The sequence below is a fragment of the Chitinophaga sp. 180180018-3 genome (assembly GCF_037893185.1).
Classification (GTDB): domain Bacteria; phylum Bacteroidota; class Bacteroidia; order Chitinophagales; family Chitinophagaceae; genus Chitinophaga.
This window is the reverse complement of sequence record NZ_CP140772.1, coordinates 3,729,473-3,749,746: the sequence shown is the minus strand read 5'-3', so window position 1 is coordinate 3,749,746 and position 20,274 is coordinate 3,729,473. Positions and strand designations below refer to the sequence as shown.

Below are 20,274 nucleotides of genomic sequence, written 5' to 3'. Positions count from 1 at the left end.
TATGGCAGACCCTGTACCAGCCTTACTGGTACCACTTTTGTGACACGGTTAAAAATGACTATCATGAAAAAGAAAGCATTATTGGTTTTAACGGCTGTCGCTATTGTTGTAGGACAGGCATGCGGAACAGGAGGTTCCAAAAAAGAGGTCAGTGATTCCAGCAGTATCAATGAAGGTAAATATACCCCGCAGGGCGACAACAACGCCAGTAAAGACACCGCTCTTACTAAAGATACTGCCATGATGAAAGACACATCCGCTGCGAAGCCGCCGAAGAAATAGCGCTGAAGTAGTGGGTATAGGACTTAGTGAGCAAGCTTGGTTCAGGGGTTGCTCACTAAGTATATACGGTACCGTTAGATAATAATTCTGCAGGCCCGAAGAGGCTGCAATCCCGTCTGAGTCAGCTATACACGTGGAATGAAATCGGCAGTTGTAGTACTAACGCTACATTTCGCCTTTAACCGGCACAGGGCTGTCATTCTTCGTTTTTCTTTTTGTTTTTCTCCCCACCAGACTCTTTTTTTTCCGTAGAATAAGTTTCCCTGATTATTTTTTCTCTGGTAACCTCTACCATTTTACTGTAATATTTATGTAAAGCATTGAGTTCTTCTTCTGTCAGATCTTCTGCATCTATTAAGCGATTACTTGCCAGCTTGTTAACGGCAATAAGCTCGTTGAGCTTCAATTGAATGGATTTTGAATCTTTATTTTGCGCCTTCTGGATAAGGAACACCATCAGAAAGGTGATAATAGTTGTGCCGGTATTTATCACTAACTGCCAGGCATCTGAATACTTGAAAATGGGGCCGGTTAATGCCCATACGATAATAATCAGTACTGCAACAATAAAGGCACCCGGACTTCCGGTTACATTGACCGCTTTCGTTGCCAGTTTTTCAAATATATTGGTCAGAGCGTTTCTAAACGTTTTCATAAAAAGTGATTTGTATATTCAACCATACAATTTTATGCCACAATCTGCTTGTGGGAAGGGCATGACCTTTGAGGCCATTTTCTTCAATTGAGAACCTTTAAAATTGTCTGATTATGGCTACGCACATGAAGCATTCTCATGCAACTTCAGAAGAAAAAAACGCGCGTGCGAAAATGTCCGGCTCAGAATTCCACACCTTTTTCCTTGACGCGCTTAAAGACATTTACTGGGCTGAAAAGCAACTTGCCAAAGCATTACCGAAACTTACAAAGGCGGCTACAAGTGAAGAGTTAAAAGACGCATTTGAAAGACATACAGAGGAAACCAATGAACACATTAATACGTTAGAGCAGGTATTTGAAGAATTGAATGAAAAAGCTGTTGCTCAGAAATGCGATGCTATGGCTGGGTTATTGGAAGAAGTCAATGTTATTATGGGACAGACGGAAGAAGGATCTATGGTGAGAGACGCCGCACTTATTCTCGCTGCGCAGAAAGTAGAACATTATGAAATCGCGACCTACGGTACGCTGAAAACCTTTGCTGAACAAATGGGACACGCCAAAGTGGCGAAACTGCTGGATAGAACATTGGAAAATGAAAAAGCTACAGACACAATGTTAACAAGTATTGCAGAGGAATATATAAATGAAAAGGCTAGCGAAGAGTAGTAATAAACGCAAGAGGACGCGATTTGTATTGGTCAGCCGCCCCGAAAGGAGCGGCTGACCTGTTGGTACCGGGTTTGTGGCCATTTTGTTATTTCTAACCATTTTTTTGTATGTATTTTTGGATGCCTGGCATATTAAACATATAAATCTTAAATTGAGAAAAAAATCAATGCCAAAAGAAAACAGGCTTCAGGACTATCCTGTAAATCCCAAAATTAAACTATCAGTACTCTGGGCCTCTGTAACCTTATGCTATTTGTATGGCGACTATTTTGAACTATACGTCCCGGGAAAAGTAGATGGACTCATAAAGGGTTATAATATGCTGGACAGCCCCGTGAAGCTGCTGGCGGCTGGTATATTGCTGGCTATCCCCGCAGGAATGGTTTGTTTGAATGTTTTGCTGCGGCCCTCCATACTCAGGTGGCTGAATATTATTTTCGGTTCATTTTTTACGCTGATTATGTTACTGATAGCCGTAACTTCTCTGGAAGCATGGCTTGCATTTTATGTATTTTTAGCCATAGTGGAAAGCATCCTGACTGCCCTTATCATATGGCATGCCTGGTGTTGGCCACGTAACGCAGCGTAAAAAAGTAATTATAAAAACAGTGAGATGAAAAAATTTTATCTGCTAAATGCCCTGGTGATCCTGTTTTCCGCCAGCAGCATTTATGCACAAGATACAGTACAGGACTGCAAAAAATGCATAGTGATCACGGAACAACAAGCGCCCCGTATCGCCATCATTAATCCTGATACCCGGCAGATAATCTGGGAATGGCGCCCGGCTGCATCGGATCTGCCGTCAGCTCATGTAAAGTGGTTCAGTAATGTAGACGAAGCCAAGCCTGTATATGGGCGCAGATATGTGCTGGTAACTGCCTCCGGTGGCGGGGTAGCGTTGATTCGTGTGGCCGACCGGAAAACAGTATTCCATGCTTATGCCGGTGGCAATACACATTCCGCAGCACTGCTGCCCGATGGCAATATTGTCACTGCTTCCAGTACGGGTAACTACCTCACGCTTTTTCATGTAGATACCACCGTGGCAGCAGAACAGGTATGGCGCAAACGGGTATTTATTGCCAGCGGGCATAATGTGGTATGGGATAATCATAGAAAGGTACTATGGTCGGCCGATATGACTACTATCAAATCGTTTCGATATAACAGCGATTGTCAACATCCGGATCTTGTGCTGATCGATTCTATCCCGGTATCAGGCAGGGAAGGCCATGATCTCTTCCCCGTATACGGCAAAGATCAGCTTTGGTTTACTAACACCGCCGGGGCGTATGTCTTTGATCCGGCTACTAAAAGCATTACTCCGGCAACTTTCAATCAGCCTGATATCAAGAGCGTATCTTCCGGCCCTGCAGGCTTTCCGGTGATCCTTACCAAACCTAAGGAACAATGGTGGACAGACGCCATCATTGATAGCAACGGTCATACAATTTTTGAGCAGCCGGGATTGAAGATTTATAAAGCAAGATGGTGGCTGCCTGATGTTTTCAATGATCCGGAGCGTGTGGATTTTCAGCAGCAGCCGAAACTAAGCACGCAAAAGGCTCCCGGCAAAAGCACTGTAAGAGTTGAGTTACCTAATGGCTGGTCGCTTACGCCCGCAGGTACATCTGTACCACTCAGCAGCGATCTTCCACTGAATATGGCGTTCTCGCCTGATGGAAATTATGTGGCGGTTACCAATAACGGCAACGGCAAGCATACCATTGATCTTATTCAATTAAAGGAAAGAAAGCTGGTGCAAAGGGTAGACGTTGGCTCTGCCTGGCTTGGACTTTGCTTCGCTAAAACCACGCCGTACCTCTACGTTTCCGGCGGAAACAACAATAAAATCACCCGGTTCATACTGCGTAACGGCAAACTCACGGTGACGGATACACTGGCGCTGGGAAATCCCTGGCCTAAAGATAAGATCGGTCCTGCGGGGATGACGATAGCAAACCAACAGCAACGCCTGTACGTTGTTACGAAGGAAGACAATTCCCTCTACATTTGCGATGCGCAGGCAATGAAGGTGCTGAAAAGAGTGCCGCTTTCTGCGGAAGCATACACCTGCATACTCAACCCGGTGCTGCCAGAGTTGTACATATCTGCCTGGGGCGGACGAAAAATATGGACTTATAATACCAAACTCGGTCAATTAACAGATTCCGTTGCAGTAGAAGACCATCCCAATGATATGGCCGTAAGCCATAACGGGAAGTGGTTATACGTTGCCAATGCCAACTCCAACTCAGTGTCTGTGATTAGCTGCAGCAGCCGTAAAGTGGTGGAAACGCTTAACGCTGCATTGTACCCTGATGCGCCGATAGGCGCTACTACAAACAGTGTGGCGTTGTCGCCGGACAATAAAACTTTGTATGTTGCCAATGCTGATAATAACTGCCTGGCAGTGTTCGATGTGTCGGCGCCCGGTCAGGGTAAAGCCAAAGGATACATCCCCACCGGGTGGTACCCTACCTGTGTGAAGGTATCGGGTAAGCAGATACTGGTAACCAATGGAAAAGGGATGTCGTCGTTACCCAATCCTGATGGTGAAGATCCTTATGGTGGTAAACAGGAAGCCTTTTACAAAAGAAGTGATACTACTAAACCGATGCAATACATTGGTAGCATGTTTCATGGCACGCTGTCAATGATCCCTGTTCCGGGAGAAGCATTGCTGAAGCGCTATGCACGGCAGGTGTACCTGAATACGCCTTATAATAAGGCAAAGGAAATTGTTGCTCAGGGCGAGTCCGGAAATCCGGTACCTACCCGTCAGGGAGAAGCGTCGCCCATTAAATACGTATTTTATGTGTTGAAGGAAAACCGCACATACGACCAGATACTCGGCGATATGCCCGGCGGGAATGGCGATAGCAGCCGCTGTATTTTTGGAAGAAAAGTTACGCCCAATGCGCATGCCCTTGCGGAAGATTTTGTGTTGCTGGATAATTTTTATGTGGATGCAGAAGTCAGCGCTGATGGTCATAACTGGTCGATGGCAGGTTATGCTACCGATTTTGTAGAAAAGAACTGGCCCGCTAATTACAGCGGTCGTGGTGGCAACTACGACTTCGATGGAAGCCGGCCGGCCGCCAATCCTACCAGGGGTTTTATCTGGGATTATTGCCACAGGGCAGGTATTTCTTTCCGGAACTATGGCGAATTCATGGACAACGGCGTACCAACCCTGCCGGTACTGAAAGATCCGCGCAACTATTGCCACGGGTATCCGGGCTGGAATTTATCGATACAGGATGTGGCCCGTGAACAGATATTCGAACATGATTTCGATTCACTGGTGAGCATCAACGCTGTACCCCGTTTCAACACGGTATACCTGCCTAACGACCATACTTCCGGTTTATCTAAAGGCAGCTATACACCTATGGCGCATGTAGCAGACAACGACCTTGCACTGGGCCGCCTTGTGGAGCATATCTCGCACAGCCCGATCTGGAAGGAGTCTGCCATTTTCGTATTGGAGGATGATGCCCAGGATGGTCCTGATCACGTGGATGCCCACCGCTCCGTAGCCTACGTGATCAGCCCGTATATCAGGCGTAAGCAGGTTAACCATACCATGTATTCAACCGCTGCCATGCTTCGCACCATGGAGCTGATACTCGGCCTGCCTCCGATGAGCCAGTACGATGCCGCTGCAATGCCGATGTGGAGCTGCTTCCAGGCAACGCCCGATACCACGGCCTTTACCGCCCGTCCTGCTCAGATCGACATTAACATACGCAATACAGCCTGGAATGAGAGCGCTATCCGTTCCGCCCAATTCGATTTTTCAAAGGCTGATGGCGTGCCTGATCGCCCGTTGAATGAGGTGATCTGGAAGTCGGTTAAAGGAGAGCATAGTACTATGCCTGCCCCCTGTAGAGCCGCATTTGTGAAGATACAGGAGGGAGATGATGATGACGATTAGACCGAACTTTTTTATCCAGTATTAATGAAAGTAGCATCGGGCCATCCGATGCACAGAAGAAACACATTGAAGAGCTGGAGGCTAAAATAAAGCCTTAATAACCCGCTTCCCATCTGAATCCATCATCAACACGCACTATCCGCCCAAACCCCGGCCACTGTAAATGATAAGCAAATACCAGTTGCCGGGAATCAGCCAGCTCCCCGAGCGTCCGCCGGCGCGTTTGCGCAGCCAGCTCAAAATCGATATCAAAGATGGTTCCCCATTCCGGCCGCGCAAATAGTATTTCGGCATCATGACAGATGTCTGCCATATGAATAAATGTTGTTGTGCCGGCAGTTACTTCAAACATACTATGCCCCGGTGTATGCCCCGGCGCGGGAATCGGCCGCAGGAAAGGGAATAGCGGCGCCGAAGTATTAAACAACCGGAGCTTGCTGCCGGTGGCGGCCAGTACTTTCCGGATGCCCTGTTGCAGTTGCTGCAGCGTTGCCAATGAGTTTTTACTTTTGGAAAAATCCGGTGCTGCTGATTGCCAGAACTCATATTCCGCTTCCGGCAGATGTATAGCAGCATTGGGAAATACCAGCTGCCCGGTTCCGCTTACCAGGCCGTTGATATGATCCGGGTGAGCGTGAGTAAGTACGATGTCGGTAACATCAGCAGGATCAATTCCCGTCGCCTGCAGGTTTGTGGGCAGGTAACCCGCTTCCGGAGCAGACGTATAGCCGTTACCGGTGTCTATCAGCACTACATGTGGCGGTGAAATGAGTACAAGAATATTATTAGCAAGACTAATATAATCGCTGGCATCTGCCCGAATGCCGTTCAGCGCCGGCCGTTTTATTCCCGGGGCAAAACAATCACTGCTGTAACGTACATCTCCGTCGGTGACTACGAGGATTTTAATATGATCATTGGCAACTGCTGTAAAGCTTCGTATAGCTGAAGGGGGCTGTTGGTTTGTCATCTTCCTGAATTTTATTCCTGGTAAATTTTGTTGGCAAATTTCTCTTTTCTGGCTAGACTTGCAGTCTAAGACCAGAATTATTGGCCTGGACTATAATTTTAGACTAATGGGAAATACAGGTGTCAGGAAGACAAAAAATTTTAACCCCACCAATTGTGCGGTAACCTATTGCATGAATATAATTGGGGGTAAATGGAAGCCGGTGATCATACACCTTATCCGCAATAATGTGAACAGATATAGCCTGATGCAGAAAGGTATGCCAGAGGCGAGCAAACAAACACTTACCAATCAGCTTCGCGAGCTGGAAACAGATGGAGTGATAGAGAGAATTGTTTTTGCAGAAGTACCTCCCAGGGTAGAATACCGGATAACGCCACTCGGCAGTACACTATTGCCAATCATTGATGCCATGAGAGCATGGGGTCGGGAACACAACAGGAATGACTAATCATTGGTCGCTAGTGATTTTTGTTCTTTTTGATATTCCAAAGGAGTTTTCTTCATCATAGATTTGAATTTCCGGTTGAAGTAGGAAATACTATTAAAGCCCGATTGCAGGCTAACCTGGTTTACTACTATATTTTGCTGTTGCAGCAGTTTGCAGGCATGACCAATACGCACCTCCGTCAGAAAGGCCGAAAATGTTTTACGTGTATATTTCTTAAAGTACCGGCAGAATGCTTCGGGCGACATACAAGCAATGGAAGCAATTTTGTTCAACGTAATATCTTCCCTGAAATTTTTCAGGATATAATCCAGCACTGCTCCCATGCGTTCAGATTCAGCATGATCCAGTTTGCTGCTAAAACCCCTGCTGGAAAGAAGTTTAAATTCTGTTGATAATGAAAGTGTATACAGTATAGAAAGCAACTGAATAATAGTGGCGGCTTCGTCGAGCTGTAACAACAACTGTATCATGCCGCTGACCGTTTTCAGTGTATGACCCGAGAACCGGTATCCGCGTACAGACTGGTCGAGCAGCATCCTGATTTGTTTGAATGGAGGCCGGTCGAAGAATCCCTTACCGAGGAACTCTTCGTTGAACTGGATAACAATCTGGTGGATATTCCGGTTGCCGGTGAGATGTTTGTTGCTATAGGTATGCGGGAGGTTAGGCCCAAAAAAACACAGATCGCCGGAGGAAAATTCTGATATATTATCTCCCACAAACCGCTTGCCCGACCCGCTCAAAATCAGTATCAGCTCATATTCCGGGTGATAGTGAAGCGGAAACTCGTTTACCGTAAAACGTTCTTCCTTAACAACGAGTATATTGGGTGAATGAATGATATTTTCCCTGTACAATTTCATGAGCACAATATAGGAAGGATAAGATAGGAAAAATAATGGCAGGTTGGTTGCCGGGGACTACTATGTATATTCGTCAATCTGGTTCAATTTCAGGCTAAGATAGTGCTATCGTGGATTTGATATAAAATGCAAATTTGCTCCGCGGAAATAGTTGATTTTTTATTGTAAACATTAGCATACATGCTTCCAGTCAGGTTTTCAGCGTTGCCACTATGGATTTGTCAGGCCTCATTGTTGTTGTTATTTCATGATACTGCAGCACAGGAGAACCGGATCAGGATCAATGCCGGGCAGGTAATGAATCAGATACCATCCACCATCTACGGCTCCTGCATCGAAGACGTCAATCACGAGATATACGGAGGATTCTATAGTCAGATGATTTTTGGAGAAAGTTTTGAAGAACCGGCGTCAGGCGTGAATTACAAAGACTGGCAGCGCAATTCCGGTTACTGGGCAGCTGACAGGGAATATGGTGCAGGTAGTGTATCGATAGTACCGGGCAGAAATACCCTGCGCTCCATTGGTGGTATAGAAATAGGAGTAGAGCCCGACGATCACGCCAGGCTGGTGTACGACCCGTTGATAGTTAAGAATGGCACCTATATGTTCGATATCCGGTTTCCGGAATCCAAAGGAGATATGGCCGGCGCTATTTTTCGTGTATCCGGCACCGGTATAGGCGAACATGCATTTACCGGATATAGAATTGGTGTGAGTCGTGATGGCCGGCAGTTACAGCTGAGCCGGCACGTGCGTGGCTATCAGCTGTTGAAAGAAGCTGCCATAGCGTTGAATACTACCCGGTGGAACCGCATCAGGGTATCCATGCAGGACCAGTTAATAAAAGTCTGGTTGAACAATGATAAAGAACCGGTGATTGTTTATGAAGATACCAACAATCCCTTACCGGCCGGTAAACTCGGTCTTATCACCAGCCGAAGCCCTGCTGCATTCCGCAATACCGTTTTCATAAGCGGCAGCGACACCACTCAACTGCCACTCCTTTATACAGCCAGCCAGCAGGTAAGCGATTGCTGGGATCCCGTTTCAGACGGGCATCCGGGAGCAAAGCTTACGCTTACACAGGATAGTGCATGGCATGGTGTTACCGCGCAGGTGATAGAGCAGGCACAGAACAAAGGCAGGGCAGGAGTGGCTAACCGGGGTCTGAACCGCTGGGGAATAGCTGTAACCGCAGGGGAGCAGCTAAACGGATCCCTCTGGCTGCGCGGCAGCGACGTACCGGCACAGGTAATAGTTGCATTGGAGAATAGTGCTGGAACAGTTACCTATGCGCGGCAGGTCATCAGTATCAAAGATCCTTCATGGCGGAAATACTCATTCCGGCTTACGCCCGGCAGCACTGATGCTCAGGCAAGATGGGCCCTTTATATAGAAAGGAAAGGGAAAATATATGTAGATGCCGTATCGCTGATGCCGGAAGGAGGCAGGCTGTTTAATAGTCTTCCGTTACGGGCCGATATTGCTCATGCTATCCGGAATGAAAAAATAACGTTTATGCGTTACGGTGGTTCTATGGTAAATGCTGAAGGGTATCGTTTTAAGAACATGATAGGCCCGCGGGAACAGCGACCTCCGTACACAGGCCACTGGAACAAATTTTCCACGAATGGCTTTGGCATTGAAGAATTTCTGCAATTCTGTGAAGCCGCCGGCATAACGCCTGCCTTTGCCATTAACATCGAAGAAACGCCAGCAGATGTAGCCGATATGATGGAATACCTGAATGGCGCGGTAACCACACCCTGGGGGCAGCAACGTGCTGCTAACGGCCATCCCCGGCCTTATGGTATAAAGTATATAGAGATAGGAAATGAAGAGGGGATTTTCAGGGGCGATAACGCAAACGATTACACGCATTATACCGAACGGTTTAACTTACTTCACCATGCCATCAGATCGAAAGATACAGCAGTGAAACTGATCTGCGCCGCCTGGTGGCGGCCAGGATCTCCCAACATGGCGAAAGTGTTTCGTGGGGTGAACGGAAAAGCTGCTTATTGGGATTTTCATCCCGGCGCAGATAATGCAAACGCCGGAACAGATACAGATAAGGAGCTTTCGAAGATGCGGACACTTTTTCATGAATGGGATCCGGCTACTACTATGAAATGTGTGATCTTTGAAGAAAACGGCAACCTGCATAATATGCAGCGGGCGTTAGGGCATGCCACTACGCTGAATGCCGTGCGCCGGCACGGCGATTTCGTATTTGCTTCCTGTCCGGCTAACGCGTTACAACCCTGGCTGCAGAATGATAATGGCTGGGATCAGGGCCAGATCTTCTTTACAGCCGATAAAGTCTGGGGAATGCCTCCCTACTATGCGCAACAAATGGCTGCCGGCCAGCATTCGCCGTTACGGGTAAAAGAAGCTGTAACAGGTGACCTCGATGTTACGGCTACTACTAACGGGAACGCAGATACGCTGATATTACACGTAGTGAATACCAATGCACAACCAGCACCCACCGTAGTGGAACTGGAAAATTTTGAATCTTTGCAAAGTGAAGTATACAGCTTAACATTGGCCGGTGCTCCTCAGGCGGAGAACGGGCCCGGTATAGCTGATATAGCGCCTGTACAAGGCGCCACCAGCTTAACTGCCGGCAAGCTGAATTATACGTTCCCCGCACACGCTTATACCATTCTACGTTTCACCAGGATAAAGCAATAGACATGATTGTATGTTTCAGATTAAAGGCCTTTGTACTGCCACTTGTTCCATTTTTAATATCGATCCCGGCACGCGCGCAGCTGACGCCCCCGGAGCGGCGAATCATCCGTCCGGCCAGCCTGCAGGAGGTACACATACAGGATCCCTTCTGGTCGCCTAAATTCAGGGTGTGGACCACCAAAACGGTATACGATGTTTTCGATAAACTCGAAGGAAACTATGAGCCGGACAGGCCCGACCTGATAGCAGAAAAACAAACAACAGGCAAAACCCGTAATGCTTTTCTGAATTTCGACCGGGTGGCCAGGGGAGATAAGAATACAAAGGTTTTCGATGGCCCGCCCTGGTACGACGGGCTGGTGTATGAAACCATCAGAGGCGCTGCCGACCTGCTGCGCCAGTACCCCGATAAGCGGCTGGAAAGTAAAATAGACGCATATATCAGCCGGATCGCAGCTGCACAGGCAGTGGATCCCGACGGCTATCTAAATACCTATACTACCCTTAATCGACCGGATCAGCGCTGGGGTACCAACAACGGCGACGATAAATGGCAGCACGATGTTTACAATGCCGGAATGCTCGTGGAGGCAGCCGTGCATTACTACCAGGCAACAGGCAAAACAGCTTTGTTAAACGTAGCCGTGAAACTGAGTAATTATATGTGCACACAGATGGGCCCATTGCCAAAACAGAACATTATCCCGGGCCATGGCGGCCCGGAGGAAGCGTTGCTGAAACTCAGCTGGCTGTTTCAAAATACGCCGGCCCTGAAAAACAGGCTGAGCGCGCCGGTTCACGCGGCGCAATACGACAGCCTTGCCCGTTTCTGGATCAGCAACCGCGGAAACTATGGCAACAGTGACGGTAGCCATGCACGTAAAAGTGATGGCGCTTATAATCAGGATCAGGCGCCAGTTCCTGAACAGCAAACCATAGAGGGGCATGCCGTGCGTGCTACACTGCTGGCTACAGGCATTGCAGCCATGGCACTGGAAGATAATAAGCCTGGGTACCTGGCTACTGCGGTACGCTACTGGAACAATATGACCGGGAAACGTATGTTCATTACCGGCGGGGAAGGAGCCATTGCCGATCAGGAAAAGTTTGGCCCCGACTATTTTCTTCCCGAATCAGCCTACCTCGAAACCTGTGCTGCCATTGGATCTGCGTTCTTCAGTCAACGTATGAACCAGCTCCTGGCAGATGGAAAGTACATGGACGAATTTGAAAGGGTGATCTATAACAACCTGCTCTCAGGCATCTCACTGTCGGGTGATCACTATTTTTACGAGAACCCGCTGACTGCCACCGACCACCGGCGCTGGGCCTGGCATAGCTGTCCCTGTTGCCCGCCCATGATACTCAAACTGGTGTCGGCACTGCCGGAATTTATTTACGCATCCGATAGCGCCGGCCTCTATGTGAATCTTTTTGTTGGCAGTGAGTTCAAAAGCAAGCTGAATAAAGCAGGTAAGGTAGTATTGAGACAGGTAACGCAGTATCCCTGGAAAGGCGAAACACAAATCCAGGTGCTGCCAGAAAAAGCAGGTGAATTTACGATAAAGGTCCGGATACCAGGCTGGGCACAGGGAAAGGAAAATAACCAGGATTTATATTATTCACGTATAGCCGATACCGTTACCATGCAAATAAATGGGGAACCTATACCGGTAAATCCGGTCAACGGATATGCAGTAATAACGCGGCGCTGGAAGAAGAACGACCGTATAACGCTGCATTTACCGGTGCAGCCGCGACTCGTTTTCCCGAATCAGGCGATAGCAACCATTCGTGGAAAAGCAGCTATCGCAGCGGGTCCTGTCGTTTATGGCCTGGAAGCGGCAGACAATGCTGCGTTGAACAACATCACGATCAGCAACAATGCTGCCCTGCAGATGACATTCAAACCGGGAATGCTGGGAGGAGTGAATGTGATCACCGGCCCTGATGCTTTCATAGCAGTGCCCTTCTTCACACTGGCCAATAGGGAGCACCCTTCGGCGTATAAGGTATGGCTGCCCGTAAAAAACTGACCCATCACTATAGAATGCAGGCTCAGCAAACTTCCGGTAAGCTGAGCCTGTTAATAATAATTTCCGCCTATCTTTGCGGACATTCATTTTTAATCCATGACAGTAATGCTGCTGAGGCAGCTGTCTTCCTACCCCAATAATATAATATAAGTAAAAAGATATATTAATTAAGTTTGTTTACTAATGCGATGCCCGCATCGGCCGGCCAATCTGGCCCTCCATCTTCTTCTAATAAATTTCTAATAAAATTTTGTCCCTGCTCTAATGTCAATTTTCAATGGGTTAGCTAGCTTTGCAGCGCAATCAGTTAAAGAAATTATTAACGATTAAAAACTGAAAAATACAATGGATTCGCAACCTCCGAGTAGCCACCTTAATTATTAACCTCCCATTGTACAGATGACTTTGGTTATCTCGTTGATGGGAAAAAAATCAAAGTCATGTTTAATATCAGAGCCTTTAAGAAACCCGTGAACCATACCGGCTTCAATGAACTGCCGGCAACCGGGATCAAACCTTGCATTTCTTTTTTAGCACCTGAATATGTTGTTTCCCTTCATTCCGGACGACTGGCTGCAGGCATCCTGTTCTGCACGAAGATAACGGGAAGGTGATCCGCCATTTTTGTGGTACCGGTTTGCATAGCAGCTTTCACTATGCTGGCATCCTGTGTACCACCAGGTAAGCAAATAAATTTAAAATGAGAACCAGGAAAGAAGCCCGCTGGGCAGTTGCACTAATAGTATTGACGATAGTTGTGATACTGGCAGATATGAACCTGGGCTATCATCTTAATCCGCAGAGCACGCTGCCTTTGTTTCAATATAATGTTATCGGCCTTTGCGTCATTGTTGTTGTTCTGGCGCCTATGGTATTAAATAAGAAGAGAAATAAATAAAATAAAACCCGATGTTAGCTACAGTAACAAGCAATATCAAGAGCCGTTTTTCTTTTTCCACCAGCACAAATGGAATGAATGATGAAGCGGTTGTAAAGCTGAGGAATGTTGCCAGAGGCGAGGATGGCCTTTTCTATGCCATGCTCGACAGCAGAGCCGAAGGCCTATCAGAGTGGCAGGTTTCAGAGAAGCTGAAGAAATATGGATTGAATGAAGTCATGCATGAAAAAGCCCCAGCCTGGTATAAACAGCTGCTAAAGGCTTTTGTTAACCCCTTTATATTTATTCTGCTGACGATCGCCGCCATATCTATCATCACCGATGTAGTACTTCCACCGGCAGCAGACCGTGATTTTAAAACGATCATCGTAGTATCGATCATGGTATTGTTCAGCGTGCTGCTCCGGTTCATTCAGGAATTCAGAAGCAACAAGGCCGCAGAACAGCTGAAAAGCATGGTGAAAACAACTGCTACTGTATTGCGTAATACCGACGATAAAGGAAGCTTCAAAAGAGAAATCGACATCAAAGAAATCGTTCCCGGAGATACTATTTTCCTTTCTGCCGGCGATATGATACCCGCCGATTGTCGCATTGTTCAGTCGAAAGACCTTTTCGTCAGCCAGGCGATGCTAACGGGGGAAAGTTTGCCCGTGGAGAAACGCAATCTTCCTATCCGCGATACCGACACTAAATCACCACTGGAACTGGACAACATCTGCTTCATGGGCACTAACGTGGTAAGCGGATCTGCCACCGCCATTGTAGTTACCACCGGCAATCAAACCTACTTTGGTTCTCTCAGCAACGCCATTGTTGGCAAGCGGGCTGAAACCAGTTTCGATAAAGGCGTGAACAAAGTGAGTTACCTGCTCATTCGTTTCATGCTGGTGATGGTGCCGCTGGTATTCCTGATCAACGGGCTCACCAAACACGACTGGATGGAAGCCTTTCTTTTCGCGATTGCCGTGGCAGTGGGCCTGACGCCGGAAATGTTGCCGATGATCGTTACCGCTAATCTGGCTAAAGGCGCCGTGAACATGAGCAAGCGCAAAGTGATTGTAAAACGTCTGAATGCTATTCAGAACATCGGTGCGATGGACATCCTGTGTACTGATAAAACAGGTACGCTGACCATGGACAAGATTGTACTGGAAAAGCACCTGAATGTTTTCGGCGCAGAAGATGATGAAGTGCTGAAGTGGGCGTACCTCAACAGTTACCATCAGACTGGTTTGAAGAATCTGTTGGATCATGCCGTATTAGAGCACGTAGAGTTGCATGATTATCTGAAAGTAGAAGAGTACTTCCTGAAAGTGGATGAGATTCCGTTCGACTTTCACCGGCGTCGTATGTCGGTGATCCTGAAACAGCGCAATGGCCGGCATTTGCTTATCTGTAAAGGCGCTGTGGAGGAAATGCTGGGACTATGCAATCGTGCTTTCGATCCAGGTGAAGATAAGCAGCTGCATATCGAAAGCGATACCATCATTCCCATGGATGAGACCATGAGAAAAATTGTACTCAACACTTCCAGGAAGATGAATGAAGAAGGGTTGAGGGTATTGCTGGTAGCAATCAAAGAGTTTGATGATCGTGCGCTTACCTATTCAGTAGAAGATGAGAAAGACATGGTACTGACTGGCTTTATCGGCTTCCTCGACCCGGCGAAACCTTCTGCCAAAAGCTCTATTGAAGCATTGCAGAAACTGGGTGTGAGCGTGAAAGTGCTTACCGGCGATAATGAAATCGTGGCGAAGAAAATATGCCGCGATGTTGGGATCGACTATAACAAGATCCTGTTGGGTTCTGCCGTGGAAAGCATGACCGACGAGGAATTGCAGGAGCAGGTAGAAGATGTAGCTATCCTCGCTAAACTCAGTCCTATACAAAAAGCCAGGGTAGTAAAGCTGCTGCAGGCGAAGGGGCATACCGTTGGTTTTATGGGAGATGGTATTAACGATGCAGCCGCCCTCCGCGATGCAGACGTGGGCATCAGCGTAGATACTGCCGTGGATATTGCGAAGGAGAGTGCGGATATTATTCTGCTGGAGAAAGACCTGATGGTGCTGCGCAAAGGTGTAATCTATGGCAGAAGAACCTTCGGGAACATCATCAAGTACATCAAGATGACTGCCAGCAGCAACTTCGGTAACATGTTCAGTATGCTGGGCGCCAGTGCATTTCTGCCGTTCCTGCCTATGCTGCCGGTACAAATCCTGATCCAGAATCTGTTGTATGATATATCACAGATCTCTATTCCGTGGGACAGGATGGATGAAGAGTTCCTGCAGAAGCCCAAGAAATGGGACGCTTCCGGTATCGCCAGGTTCATGATTTTCATCGGCCCGATCAGCTCCATTTTCGACTATGCTACTTTTGCACTGATGTACTTCTTCTTCAAAGCCAACAGCGATGCACATCAGAGCCTGTTCCAGAGTGGCTGGTTCATTGAAGGATTACTTTCCCAGACGTTGATAGTGCACATGATACGTACGAGGAAAATTCCTTTCATTCAAAGCTGGGCTACTGCTCCGGTATTGGCATTGACTACGCTCATTATGCTGATCGGTATTACCATACCCTTTACGCCTTTTGCAGCGGATCTAAAGATGCAACCCTTGCCAATGGCATATTTCCCGTGGTTGTTCGGCATCCTTTTCAGCTATTGCGTATTAACCCAACTGATCAAGAATTGGTATATCAGAAAATTCAATCAATGGTTGTAAAACCGTATTAAAACTGAAGCATTCAAATTTCTAAACGTCGCTTTTTTATGGCTATCAAATTACAGGTAATTACTGCTATTGTAGCATTGTTCAGTTTTACACAAGCTGCTTCCGCGCAGAGTAACGCGGATAGTACTGCCCCTAAATCCAAATGGAGTATCCATTTCCAGACAACTATCATCGGGCAAAGACACTCCGGTTTCAAATCACCTTACAGAGGCGACAATTCCCTGGCCGATACCGTAGAGCCTACCGCGCAGAGCCTGACAGCCACCTTGTTCATAGGGCGCAGATTATGGAAGAATGCCACTTTCTATTTCAACCCGGAAGTGTCTGGCGGTAAGGGGCTTAGTTCGGCATCCGGTGTGGCTGGTGCATTGAATGGAGAAACCTATCGTGTGGGAGCCGTACAGCCACAGGTGTTTATTGCCCGGGCTTATCTGCAACAACATATCCCGTTGGGAAATACCGGTTATGAAGACGTGAGCGACGATGTGAACCAGGTAGCCGACAGGATCCCTACGAGCAGGATCACCATCAGTGCAGGTAAATTTGCCATCGCCGATTTCTATGATGATAATAGTTATTCAAAAGATCCGAGAACACAGTTCTTAAACTGGGCTCTCTGGGCTAATGGCGCCTGGGATTACCCGGCTAACACCCGCGGCTATACGGAGGGCCTGGTAGTGGAGCTCATTAAACCTACCTATGCAGTAAGAGTATCTACTGTGGCAGTACCAAGTATTGCCAATTATCACACGATGGAATATAACATCGACGCTCATTCTGAAACCCTTGAGTATGAGCACAAGCTGAAATTCGGCAAGCGTACCGGAGCCGTGAGAGTAATTGGCAGCACCACCTATTCCAGGGCGCCTTCATACGCGCAGGGGATGGAGGCGCTGCTGAATGGCAAAGATACGTCTGTGCTCAGCGTTATCCGTGGTAACTCAAAGGGCGGCTCTTATGGCGGCCACAAATACGGCCTGGGGCTAAGCATTGATCAGCAGCTCACAGACGATATAGGCGCTTTTTGCCGCGTAGGCTGGAACGATGGTAAGTATGCTACCTGGGCTTTTACAGAAATCGACAGAACAGTCAGCGGAGGTATCGCCATAAAAGGCACAAAATGGAAACGGCCGGGCGATGTATTCGGCGTTGCTGATGTAGTGAATGGAATTTCCCGGGAGCACCGCGATTTCCTGGCCGCCGGAGGATATGGTTTCATCATTGGCGACGGTGCACTTAACTACGGCCATGAGAATATATTAGAGGCCTATTATAATGCACTGTTGACGAAGTTTTTCCAGGTGACATTCGATTATCAGTTCGTGAATCATCCGGGGTATAATAAAGACAGAGGCCCTGTGCATGTTTTTGGCCTGAGGGCACATATTATGTTCTGATGTCTTTGAAAAGCAAAAAAGTATTGGCATATATCAATATAGCAGAAATGGAGGAGTAGGGGGTGATTTATCTTTACTTTTTTAAATAGAAGATGTTAAAGAAGATATTATTACTGGCAGTGATCTGCCTTTGCGTTCGAACTGCGTGGGGGCAGATTACTGTTAACAGAAGTGGCGCTGCCGGCACAACATTATTTGATGAAGACTGGCATTTTGCGCGTTATGGCACACAGGCCGATGGCAGCATTAAAGCAGAACCATTACATCCGGAGATGCCGGCTTTTGATGATCAGGCCTGGCAGCAGTTGGATCTTCCTCACGATTGGGCTATCAGCGGACCTTTCAGAATCGAGCTCGCAGGTAACACCGGAAAGCTGCCCTGGAAGGGCATTGGATGGTACCGTAAACAATTCACTATTTCAAAAACAGATGCCGCCGGGCGTATCTTCATCGACTTCGACGGAGCAATGGCCTACGCGAAAGTATGGGTGAACGGCCAATTTGCGGGAGAATGGCCTTATGGCTATAATTCTTTTCGCTTTGATATCACCCCATTCATAAAACCAGGCGGCGATAATGTAATAGCCGTACGACTGGATACTGAAAGCTGGGATTCGCGCTGGTACCCTGGGGCTGGTATTTACCGGCATGTATGGCTCGTGAAAACAAACAATGTACACGTTGCCGGATGGGGTACTTTTATTACTACGCCAAAGATCACGGCTGAAGCAGCATCAACTGATATACAGGTAAAGGTGAACAACGACGGAACAACTCCCGTTGATGCAGTAGTACGCACCGTCATTTATGAATCGCCGGATGGACGAAAACAAGGCAAACGGATTACAGAGAAGGCCAGTGCGGTGTTACATATTCCGGCTGGTGGCAGTGTGCCATCCGGTATGTTGTTATCGGTTCCGAAGCCCCGTCTGTGGAGCATTGAAAAGCCCAACCTCTACCTGGCGCAAACCACGGTGACAGTAGCCGGAAAGATAACAGATACTTACTATACGCCCTTTGGCATCCGGTCTATCGTTTTCAGCGCCCGCGACGGGTTTCTGTTAAATGGCAGGAGAGTAGAGATAAAAGGAGTCTGTAACCACCATGACCTTGGCGCATTGGGCGGGGCCGTAAACCGTGGTGCGATAGCGCGACAGCTCACCATATTGAAAGCAATGGGCTGCAATGCTATTCGTACCTCGCATAATCCGCCTGCACCGGAGCTGCTGGAGCTGGCAGATCAAATGGGAATGCTGGTCTGGGATGAGGCCTTTGATGCCTGGAAAACCGGTAAGCGGAAGAACGATTATAATAAACTGTTTCCGCAATGGCACGAAAGAGATCTGCAGGCCATGATACACCGCGATCGTAACCACCCCTCGGTGATGATATGGTCAATAGGCAATGAAGTAATGGATCAGCAGAACGTAGATATAACGAAAGAACTGGCCGCCATCGTTCACCGGGAGGATACCACGCGACCGGTTTCTAATGCTTATAACGACCCCGATGGAGGGCGTAACTCAGGCGCTGCTGAAGCGCTCGATCTCATGGGCGTGAACTATTTCTTTGGGCAGCAGGCCCGTTGGGATAAGGATCCCCGCTATGCCGGAAAGCCAACGATAGGAAGTGAAACATCTTCCTGTGTAAGCTCCAGGGGAGAGTACTTCTTCCATGATAAATATGAACATTGGCAGGTTTCTTCCTACGACAATGCCTGGCCCGGTTGGGGATGCTCGCCGGATGAGCAGTTCCGGACCCTTCAACGGTACCCGCATTTGCTCGGAGAATTTGTATGGACCGGTTTTGACTATCTCGGAGAACCAACACCCTATAATTCTGATGAAACCAACCTGCTTAATTTTCGCACTGATACCGCCAGCAGGGCCAGGTTGCAGCAGGCGCTGGAGGAAATAAAGAAGAAAAACCCTCCTTCAAGAAGCAGCTACTTCGGTATAGTGGATCTTTGCGGATTCCCGAAAGACCGCTATTACAGCTATCAGGCGCATTGGCGGCCGGATTACCCGATGGCGCATATATTACCACACTGGAACTGGCCGGAAAGAAAGGATTCAATAGTGCCTGTACAGGTATATACCTCGGGCGATAAGGCAGCGCTTTTCCTGAATGGAGTAAGCATGGGTATCAGAACAAAAGGCCCCGGTGAAGAGTTCAGACTGATCTGGGACAGCATCAGGTATACTCCCGGAGAATTGAAAGTAGTGGCATATAAACAGGGCAAAATCTGGGCAACAGATGTAGTGCGAACAACCGGCGAGGCATCGCAACTGCACTTGCAGCCGGAGGTAAAAGTGATACCGGGTGATGGGGAAACGCTTTGCTACATCACGCTCCGGGTGGAAGACAAAGCAGGGAATACCGTACCGCGTTCCCATCCCCCGGTAAAATTCTCCATCGAAGGCCCGGGTAACATTGTGGCTACCGATAACGGCGATGCTACCTGCCTGGTGGCATTCCCGGAACGTGAACGCCCCGCTTATAACGGGATGGCCCAGGTCATTGTAAAAGCTGTAAAAGGCAGTAAAGGGAAGATCATCGTCAGGGCATCCAGCCCGGGGTTAGGGAGCGCCTCAACGATGGTAACCGTGTTGTAGTTATCAAAAATTGCCAATTGATAATATTATTTTGATTATTCTATTTTTTACA

General features: G+C 47.8%; 15 protein-coding genes. 12 read left to right on the top strand and 3 right to left on the bottom strand.

The annotated features are described in order from the left end of the window. Positions 1-63 precede the first annotated feature (63 nt). A complete protein-coding gene (locus tag UNH61_RS14770) occupies positions 64-282 on the top strand; it encodes a hypothetical protein (protein ID WP_326992723.1) in 219 nt (72 codons plus the stop codon). Positions 283-478: 196 nt separating this feature from the next. On the opposite strand, the gene UNH61_RS14765 is transcribed toward UNH61_RS14770, so the two are convergent. Then, complete coding sequence (locus UNH61_RS14765) at positions 479-937, bottom strand: low affinity iron permease family protein (protein ID WP_326992722.1); 459 nt, start codon at positions 935-937, stop codon at positions 479-481. Positions 938-1,050: 113 nt separating this feature from the next. On the opposite strand from UNH61_RS14765, the gene UNH61_RS14760 reads away from it, so the two are divergent. The 3 genes from UNH61_RS14760 to UNH61_RS14750 all read left to right on the top strand — a co-directional run bounded on the left by UNH61_RS14760 (position 1,051) and on the right by UNH61_RS14750 (position 5,554). Beyond that, positions 1,051-1,608, top strand: a complete 558-nt coding sequence (locus UNH61_RS14760; RefSeq protein ID WP_326992721.1) for a ferritin-like domain-containing protein — start codon at positions 1,051-1,053, stop codon at positions 1,606-1,608. A 169-nt stretch (positions 1,609-1,777) separates the two neighbouring features. After that, positions 1,778-2,200, top strand: a complete 423-nt coding sequence (locus tag UNH61_RS14755; protein WP_326992720.1) for a DUF6326 family protein — start codon at positions 1,778-1,780, stop codon at positions 2,198-2,200. 24 nt (positions 2,201-2,224) lie between these two features. After that, positions 2,225-5,554, top strand: coding sequence for a DUF6528 family protein (locus UNH61_RS14750; RefSeq protein ID WP_326992719.1), 3,330 nt, complete (start codon positions 2,225-2,227; stop codon positions 5,552-5,554). A gap of 94 nt (positions 5,555-5,648) precedes the next feature. Here UNH61_RS14750 and UNH61_RS14745 read toward each other — a convergent pair whose 3' ends face one another. After that, positions 5,649-6,524, bottom strand: a complete 876-nt coding sequence (locus UNH61_RS14745) for an MBL fold metallo-hydrolase (RefSeq protein ID WP_326992718.1) — start codon at positions 6,522-6,524, stop codon at positions 5,649-5,651. A gap of 172 nt (positions 6,525-6,696) precedes the next feature. On the opposite strand from UNH61_RS14745, the gene UNH61_RS14740 reads away from it, so the two are divergent. Continuing rightward, complete coding sequence (locus UNH61_RS14740) at positions 6,697-6,975, top strand: helix-turn-helix domain-containing protein (protein WP_326992717.1); 279 nt, start codon at positions 6,697-6,699, stop codon at positions 6,973-6,975. Here the strand turns inward: UNH61_RS14740 and UNH61_RS14735 are convergent. After that, on the bottom strand, positions 6,972-7,838 hold the full coding sequence (locus tag UNH61_RS14735; RefSeq protein WP_326992716.1) for an AraC family transcriptional regulator: 867 nt from the start codon (positions 7,836-7,838) through the stop codon (positions 6,972-6,974). The two genes, UNH61_RS14740 and UNH61_RS14735, sit on opposite strands and share 4 nt — an antisense overlap. Before the next feature lie 180 nt (positions 7,839-8,018). Between UNH61_RS14735 and UNH61_RS14730 the strand changes: the two genes are divergently transcribed. From UNH61_RS14730 to galB, 7 genes are all read left to right on the top strand, one after another. Then, entirely contained in the window at positions 8,019-10,538 is a 2,520-nt protein-coding gene (locus tag UNH61_RS14730; protein WP_326992715.1) for an alpha-L-arabinofuranosidase C-terminal domain-containing protein, read from the top strand. A gap of 2 nt (positions 10,539-10,540) precedes the next feature. Further along, positions 10,541-12,574, top strand: coding sequence for a beta-L-arabinofuranosidase domain-containing protein (locus tag UNH61_RS14725; protein WP_326992714.1), 2,034 nt, complete (start codon positions 10,541-10,543; stop codon positions 12,572-12,574). 440 nt (positions 12,575-13,014) lie between these two features. Then, positions 13,015-13,188: a hypothetical protein gene (locus tag UNH61_RS14720; protein WP_326992713.1), complete on the top strand. Its 174-nt coding sequence runs from the start codon at positions 13,015-13,017 to the stop codon at positions 13,186-13,188. 86 nt (positions 13,189-13,274) lie between these two features. Next, the gene (locus UNH61_RS14715) at positions 13,275-13,472 is read left to right on the top strand and encodes a hypothetical protein (protein ID WP_326992712.1); all 198 of its coding nucleotides are present in this window, start codon (positions 13,275-13,277) and stop codon (positions 13,470-13,472) included. 11 nt (positions 13,473-13,483) lie between these two features. Next, positions 13,484-16,201: a magnesium-translocating P-type ATPase gene (mgtA, locus tag UNH61_RS14710; protein ID WP_326992711.1), complete on the top strand. Its 2,718-nt coding sequence runs from the start codon at positions 13,484-13,486 to the stop codon at positions 16,199-16,201. Positions 16,202-16,248: 47 nt separating this feature from the next. Then, on the top strand, positions 16,249-17,607 hold the full coding sequence (locus tag UNH61_RS14705) for a carbohydrate porin (RefSeq protein ID WP_326992710.1): 1,359 nt from the start codon (positions 16,249-16,251) through the stop codon (positions 17,605-17,607). Positions 17,608-17,699: 92 nt separating this feature from the next. Then, positions 17,700-20,222, top strand: coding sequence for a beta-galactosidase GalB (gene galB, locus UNH61_RS14700; protein ID WP_326992709.1), 2,523 nt, complete (start codon positions 17,700-17,702; stop codon positions 20,220-20,222). Positions 20,223-20,274 lie beyond the last annotated feature (52 nt).